This is a genomic window from Actinoplanes sp. NPDC049802, assembly GCF_040656595.1.
GTDB lineage: Bacteria > Actinomycetota > Actinomycetes > Mycobacteriales > Micromonosporaceae > Actinoplanes.
In genome coordinates, this window is the sequence record NZ_JBFAMR010000087.1 from 25,175 (window position 1) to 31,174 (window position 6,000).

At 70.4% G+C, this 6,000-nt stretch carries 6 protein-coding genes; 3 read left to right on the top strand and 3 right to left on the bottom strand.

All coding sequences use genetic code 11. From position 1 onward, the window contains the following. Window positions 1-68 precede the first annotated feature (68 nt). A complete protein-coding gene (locus AB0I88_RS35770) occupies window positions 69-752 on the top strand; it encodes an NUDIX domain-containing protein (protein ID WP_361035268.1) in 684 nt (227 codons plus the stop codon). Between the two features lie 370 nt (window positions 753-1,122). Here the strand turns inward: AB0I88_RS35770 and AB0I88_RS35775 are convergent, their stop codons facing one another. The 3 genes from AB0I88_RS35775 to AB0I88_RS35785 form a co-directional block, all read right to left on the bottom strand. Then, window positions 1,123-2,004, bottom strand: a complete 882-nt coding sequence (locus AB0I88_RS35775) for a sulfotransferase domain-containing protein (RefSeq protein ID WP_361035271.1) — start codon at window positions 2,002-2,004, stop codon at window positions 1,123-1,125. A 67-nt stretch (window positions 2,005-2,071) separates the two neighbouring features. Further along, complete coding sequence (locus tag AB0I88_RS35780; RefSeq protein WP_361035274.1) at window positions 2,072-2,485, bottom strand: hypothetical protein; 414 nt, start codon at window positions 2,483-2,485, stop codon at window positions 2,072-2,074. Window positions 2,486-2,845: 360 nt separating this feature from the next. Then, window positions 2,846-3,391 carry a helix-turn-helix domain-containing protein gene (locus tag AB0I88_RS35785; RefSeq protein WP_361035277.1) on the bottom strand — a complete coding sequence of 182 codons (546 nt, stop codon included), beginning with the start codon at window positions 3,389-3,391 and terminating at the stop codon, window positions 2,846-2,848. A gap of 75 nt (window positions 3,392-3,466) precedes the next feature. Between AB0I88_RS35785 and AB0I88_RS35790 the strand changes: the two genes are divergently transcribed. Next, the gene (locus AB0I88_RS35790) at window positions 3,467-4,063 is read left to right on the top strand and encodes a dihydrofolate reductase family protein (protein ID WP_361035280.1); all 597 of its coding nucleotides are present in this window, start codon (window positions 3,467-3,469) and stop codon (window positions 4,061-4,063) included. A 79-nt stretch (window positions 4,064-4,142) separates the two neighbouring features. Beyond that, window positions 4,143-5,597, top strand: coding sequence for a polyprenol phosphomannose-dependent alpha 1,6 mannosyltransferase MptB (mptB, locus tag AB0I88_RS35795; protein ID WP_361035283.1), 1,455 nt, complete (start codon window positions 4,143-4,145; stop codon window positions 5,595-5,597). The last annotated feature ends 403 nt before the right edge of the window (window positions 5,598-6,000 follow it).

Sequence of the window (6,000 nt, forward strand, 5' to 3'; positions counted from 1 at the left end):
CGGCCGTCCTTCAGTCGCCGTTGTTTTCGTCGAGGTGACGATAATTCACAGCCGCTATTATCGTCAACATGACGCGAACCGTGGTGTCGGTCACCGTGGACCTGGTGCTGCTGACCATCCGGCAGGCCGAGCTCCAGGTGCTGCTGATCCGCCGAGGCATCCCGCCCTACCGGGACCGATGGGCGCTGCCCGGCGGGTTCGTCCGCGACGGCGAGGACCTCGACGAGGCCGCCGCCCGCGAGCTGCGCGAGGAGACCGGTCTGGACCCGCGGCGCGGCCACTTCGAGCAGCTGGCGACGTATGGTACGCCCGGCCGGGACCCGCGCGGCCGGGTCGTCACCGTCGCCTACCTGGCGCTGCTGCCCGACCTGCCGGCCCCTACGGCGGGAAGCGACGCCGCCGGCGCGGCCTGGCGCCCGGTCACCGGGATCGCCCCCGGCGAGCTGGCCTTCGACCACGGGCGCATCCTTGCCGACGGCCTCGAACGGGCCCGCGCCAAGCTGGAGTACACCCCGCTGGCCACCGCCTTCTGTCCACCCGAGTTCACGGTCGCCGACCTGCGCGCGGTCTACGAGACCGTCTGGCGCACCCGGCTCGACCCCCGCAACTTCCACCGCAAGGTCACCGGCGCCGAGGGCTTCATCGAACCCACCGGCGCCACGGTCACCCGCGATCGTGGCCGCCCCGCCCAGCTCTTCCGCCGGGGGCCCGCCACTCTCCTGCACCCGCCGCTGCTGCGCCAGCGCACGTGAGCCGCGCCGTGCGCCGACCGGGGCGGTCGCACGGCGCCCTGATCGCCGGCCCCGGGCCGGCGTCGCGCTGAAGCGGAGCTGGGCCGCCGAAGTCCCCGGCGGCCCAGCTCGATCACTTTTTCTTGTCCTTCTTGCTCTTCTTGTCCTTCTTGGACTTCTTCGACTTCTTGGCCATGTCCTCCCCCTTCGACGAGGCGTGCGTGCTCACGCTCAGCCGACAGTACCGTTACGTAGGGTCGTGTCAAGGCCCGGTTCACCGTGCGTTCACGGATAACCCGGCAGACCGTAACGAGAAACGCGAAACGGACTGATGCGCCCTTGTCGCCCGTCGGCAGGGTTCGGCGCATCGCCGCAAGCGCGCCGGGGAGCCCTACCTGGTGGCCGGGCGGCGGGTCTCCGAGCCGGCGTCGTAACCGAGCAGCGTGAGCAGGTTGCCGGTCGCCCTGTTGAAGGCATCGGTGATGTCGTCGTCGAAGTGGTTGCGCCAGTCGCCGGCCTCGCCCTTACGGTAGTGGGAGACCTTGCCCGCGCCCTTCTTCTCGTTCATCCGGCCGAAGCTGTACCGGTCGAGCAGCGTCGCCATCTCGGCGGGCGGGACGGTGATCCCGCAATGCCGGAAGAGCCGGTCGACCTGCGCGGCCTGCTCCGGGCCGACCAGGTCCTCGTAACGGAACAACTCGATCTCCGCGGAGGCCGGCGCCTTCACCCAGGACCGCACCGCGTTGAACGTGCCCTTACGGGCGAGATGGTCCACCAGGTAAAGCAGACCGTCCTTCTTCGATTTCTCCCGCAGGTTTCGCCGGACCTCCAGCACATCGCCCATCGGGCCGTGCGAGTCCTTGGTGGAGAAGTAGCTCGACACGACCAGGTCCCGCGGATCGCGATAGACGAAGAACGCGCGGTAAGCCGCCGGCTTCGGCATGGTGTCGAAACGTTTACGGGAGAAGAACAGCGACAACGCGATCCGGTTCGGCGGGCAGACTCGCGGATGGCTCCAGTTGTAGAAGCGGGGATCGTAGGTCAGCAGTCCGGAGTGGCGGTACGCGATCGGGTCGCTGAGCAGCGATTTGATCCACTGGCTGGCGGTCTTGCGAACCGCGCAGTGGTAGATGTTCTCGAATGGGCTGCGGTCGGCCACGGGCACCGTGAGCCGAAGCCGGGTGTTGTGTGCCTCGAGTTGGGCCCGGCGTGCGAGGACGCGCACGGATTCGGGCGCATGCTGTTTGGCGAACATGACCGTGCGATTGAGCATCGTCTAAGTCCGTATCTTTCGCGGCCGGATCGGTGCGGTTGTGCACTTTACAAGAGTCTCGACATTGTTACGAGGGTGTCTCGCCTTGTGTTCGGCTGAGAGTTCTATGGGAATTTCCGGCACGCTCACAGCGAGTGAACGTCAGTGAGTCCAGATAGGGCCCGGCCGGGTGAACGCCGAGATGCAGTGGCTCGCTCAGGACGCCGGCCCGGCCGAGCCGCCGGCAGTCCAGATCGAGGCCGACGTAACCGTCGTCCTCGTACACCGCCCGAAGGCCGGAACCGGAGACCGGCGGTGGATCGTCCCGGCGCGGGGACCGGACCGGGCCCGGTGTGGTGACGCGGTGGCTGATCAGGCCGGCGAGCGCGGGCGACATCGGCGCGACCGGGAAGGTCCCGCCGGTGAGAACCAGCCGGTCGCCGGGCGTGCCGCACCAGGCGCCGGAGAAGTCGCTCGCCGCAGGCGGCTCGGTGGGGCTCATGCCGGGTCCAACGACGAAGGCGTACGAACCGGCGCACGCCCCACCACGCAAGACACCAGCAGCACGATCGCGACCACCAGTGGACCAATTCTCCGAAGCATCCGATGATCCTGGAGAACCGGGACGGGCGCCGGAATGGCCCCGCACCGGATCTCCCCGGAACCTCCCCGATTCCCGTTCGCCGGTGGTCCCGGCCGGTCGTGTGCGCTGTCCCGAACGCCCTGAGACAGCGCACACGACCAGCTGAACAAGGTGGACTGCCATCTGGGAACGGACACACCCGTACGGAGAAGTCGGATCGAATCGCGCCGGAACAATCGGTGGACGCGCGGCCCACACCCCGCGAGCCGCTGTGCCGGCCTACCCGGCCCGGCCGCCGTCCCCCGGCGTGCCGGCGCCGCTCGCCGCGTACCGCGCCGCCTCGGCCCGGTACGCGACGGTCAGTTCGGCCAGAACCGAGGGCGACCCCGGCCTACGCCGAATGCCGAGATGTGTCTCGCGCAACTCGTCCATGAACCGCTCCCACAACGGGGGTCCTCCGCGCTCCAGCAGCTCGGCCCGGATCGAGAGCTCCGGCGTCACCGGCAGGTGACGCCGCCCCCAGGCGCCGAGGTGTGCCAGCACCGGCACCAGCTGGATCGCCGGCTCGGTGAGGCTGAGCCGCATCCGCTGCCGGTGGCCGGGATCCGGCGCCGAGGTGATCATGCCGAGCGCGGTGAGGCGCTGGAGGCGGTCGGCCAGGATGTTCGACGCGATGCCCTCCTCCGACCGGGTGAGCAGCGCCCGGAAGTGGCGGCGGTCGCCGAACATCATGTCGCGGATGACCAGCAGCGACCATTTGTCGCCCAGCACCTCCAGCGACAGGTTGATCGGGCACCCGGACCGGTGCTCCTCGGTGTTCGACATGGCGACCTCGTTCCCGTAAAACCGATTGCAGTCTACTGTCGGTTGCAATTCGCAACCGGTTGAGAGGGAGCCACCATGGCGTTCGTGACCGCTGCCATCACGGTGTCGGCCGACGGGTTCGTGGCGGGAGAGAACCAGACCGCCGAGCGGCCGTTCGGTGACGGGCCCGCCGGCGAACTGCACCGATGGATGTTCGAGACGCCGGAGGAGAACCGGGCCGAGATCGACGCGAATCTGGCCGCCGACGCGTACATCATGGGCCGCAACATGTTCGGTCCGGTCCGCGGCGAGTGGGACCTGTCGTGGACCGGCTGGTGGGGTGACGACCCGCCCTACCACAAGCCGGTCCTCGTGCTCACCCACCACGCCCGCGAGGACCTCCCGATGGCCGGTGGCACGACCTTCCATTTCGTCACCGGTGGCATCCATGACGCGTTCGACCAGGCCCGGAAGATCACCGGCGACGGGCGGATCACCATTGCGGGCGGGGCGTCGACGGTCAACCAGTATCTCGCCGCGGGACTGATCGATCAGCTGACGCTCAACGTCTCGCCGCTCACGATCGGCGCCGGCGAGCGGCTGTTCGACGGTGTCCCGCCGCTGCGGCTGGAGCAGACCGGCTCACGGGCCGCCTCACTGGTCACTCACATCACGTACCGGGTGCTGCGCTGATCCCGCCGGTCTCCACGACGTGGGCCGCCGGTCCGGCCCCCGCCGCCGCCCGTTCACCGTGCGACCCCACAATGTGGGCGTGTCGTCGACGGTGATCCGCTACCTGGGCCTGGCCGGATCGGTGCTGCTGGTGATCGCCGGACGGCTCGGGGGCGCCCTGCCCGCCGCCGATCTCGGCGCCACACCCGCGAGCGTGGCCCGAGGACCCTACGGGCCGGCCATCCTGATCTGCTGGCTGGTGGGGACGGGACTGCACGCGTACGCCTGGTGGTCCGGCCGCGACCGGAACCTCTCGGTCCGCTGGGTTCTCGTCACCGCCGCGCTGTGGACCCTGCCGTTCCTGGCGGCGCCGCCGATGGGCAGCCGCGACGTCTACTCCTACGCCTGCCAGGGACAGATGTTCCAGTACGGCGCCGACCCGTACCGGCACGGCGTCGGCGCGCTGCCCTGCACCTGGATCGACACCGTCTCGACGAACTGGCGGGACACCGTCACCCCGTACGGCCCGCTCTTCATCCTGATCGCCGCCGCGGCCGTGACGGTCGGCGGCGGCCTGACCGGCGCCATCCTGATGTTCCGGCTGATCGCGCTCGCCGGAATCGTGACGGTCGCCGTCGGCCTGCCCACGCTGGCACGCCGCTGCGGCGTGCCGCCGCAGCGGGCTCTCTGGCTCGCTCTCGCCGGGCCGCTGGTCGGCGCCCACCTGCTCGGCGCGCCACACAACGACGCGATCATGCTCGGCGCGGCGGTGGCCGCTCTCCTTCTTACCGTACGCGCGAGAGCACGCGCCCTCTGGCTGCTCGCCGCGGGCGCGCTGCTCGGCCTGGCGATCTCGGTGAAACTGACCGCCCTGGTGATCGTCCCGTTCGCGGTCCTGGCCGCCGGACCGCCGCCCACCACGAACCCGGCCACCGGATGGCTCGCCGCCGTGACCGCCGCCGCCCGGCCGCTGGCGCGCCCCTTCACCCTGGTGGCCGGGGGTGTGACCGCCGCCCTGACGACCGTCAGCCTGGCCAGCGGGCTGGGGTGGGGCTGGATTCCGGCGACCGGGGTCGGCGCCTCGCTCGTCCAGTTCACCTCACCGCCCACCGCGGTCGGCATGACCGCGACCTACCTGGGCCGGACCGTGCACCCCGGCTTCGACGCGGTGCCCGTGGTCCGGGCCGTCGCGGTCGCCCTGCTGGCCGCCACCCTGGTGTGCCTGTGGTGGCGCGCCCACCGCGACCCCGACCGCACGCGGGCGGCTCTGCACGGCGCGGCCCTCGCCCTGGCCGCGACGGTCCTGTTCGCCCCGGTCCTGCACCCCTGGTACGTGCTCTGGCCGCTGACCCTGCTCGCCGCCACCACCGTCCGCACGAAGCCGATCATGCTGGTCACCGTGGCGTGCGCGTTCTCGGTGCTGCCGGACGGCGGCGGCCTGGCCCGGTTCGTCAAGTTCCCCGGCGCCCCGCTCGCCACCGTGCTGCTTGCCGTCCTGCTCGTCGTGGCGGTCAGACGGCGCACAGCCTCCGCGCAACCCGCGGCGTCTGTTTGAGCCGTCTTTCGTTGCGCCGTGCCCAGATCTGATTCCGGTGCGGCGTCTGTTTGGGCCGGCTTTCGTTGCGCCGTGCCCAGATCTGATTGCGGTGGTGGCGTCTGTTTGGGCCGGCTTTCGTTGCGCCGCGTCCAGATCTGATTCCGGTGGTGGCGTCTGTTTGAGCCGTCCTCCGTCGCGCCGCGACCAGACCCGAATCCGGTTCCGTGGCACATCGCCGTTCACCTCGAACCGTCCTCCGCACGAGCGGCAAGGCCACCCGGGATCCCGCGGGAGGCGGTCTGCCGTCCCGACCGGCCTGGTGAGAACGCCGACCATCGGGCCGCCGACCGCCTCGTCGGTGTCCTCGGCCTCGCGGTAGATGTCGTCGAGGATGTCGTGGATCTTCTTCCGCAGCGCCTGC

What these genes read in the sequence shown, in the direction of transcription:
- AB0I88_RS35770 (WP_361035268.1), top strand. Translation starts at nt 69, where the DNA reads ATGACGCGAACCGTGGTGTCGGTCACCGTGGACCTGGTGCTGCTGACC.
- AB0I88_RS35790 (WP_361035280.1), top strand. Translation starts at nt 3,467, where the DNA reads ATGGCGTTCGTGACCGCTGCCATCACGGTGTCGGCCGACGGGTTCGTG.
- AB0I88_RS35780 (WP_361035274.1), bottom strand. Translation starts at nt 2,485, where the DNA reads ATGAGCCCCACCGAGCCGCCTGCGGCGAGCGACTTCTCCGGCGCCTGG.
- AB0I88_RS35775 (WP_361035271.1), bottom strand. Translation starts at nt 2,004, where the DNA reads ATGCTCAATCGCACGGTCATGTTCGCCAAACAGCATGCGCCCGAATCC.
- AB0I88_RS35785 (WP_361035277.1), bottom strand. Translation starts at nt 3,391, where the DNA reads ATGTCGAACACCGAGGAGCACCGGTCCGGGTGCCCGATCAACCTGTCG.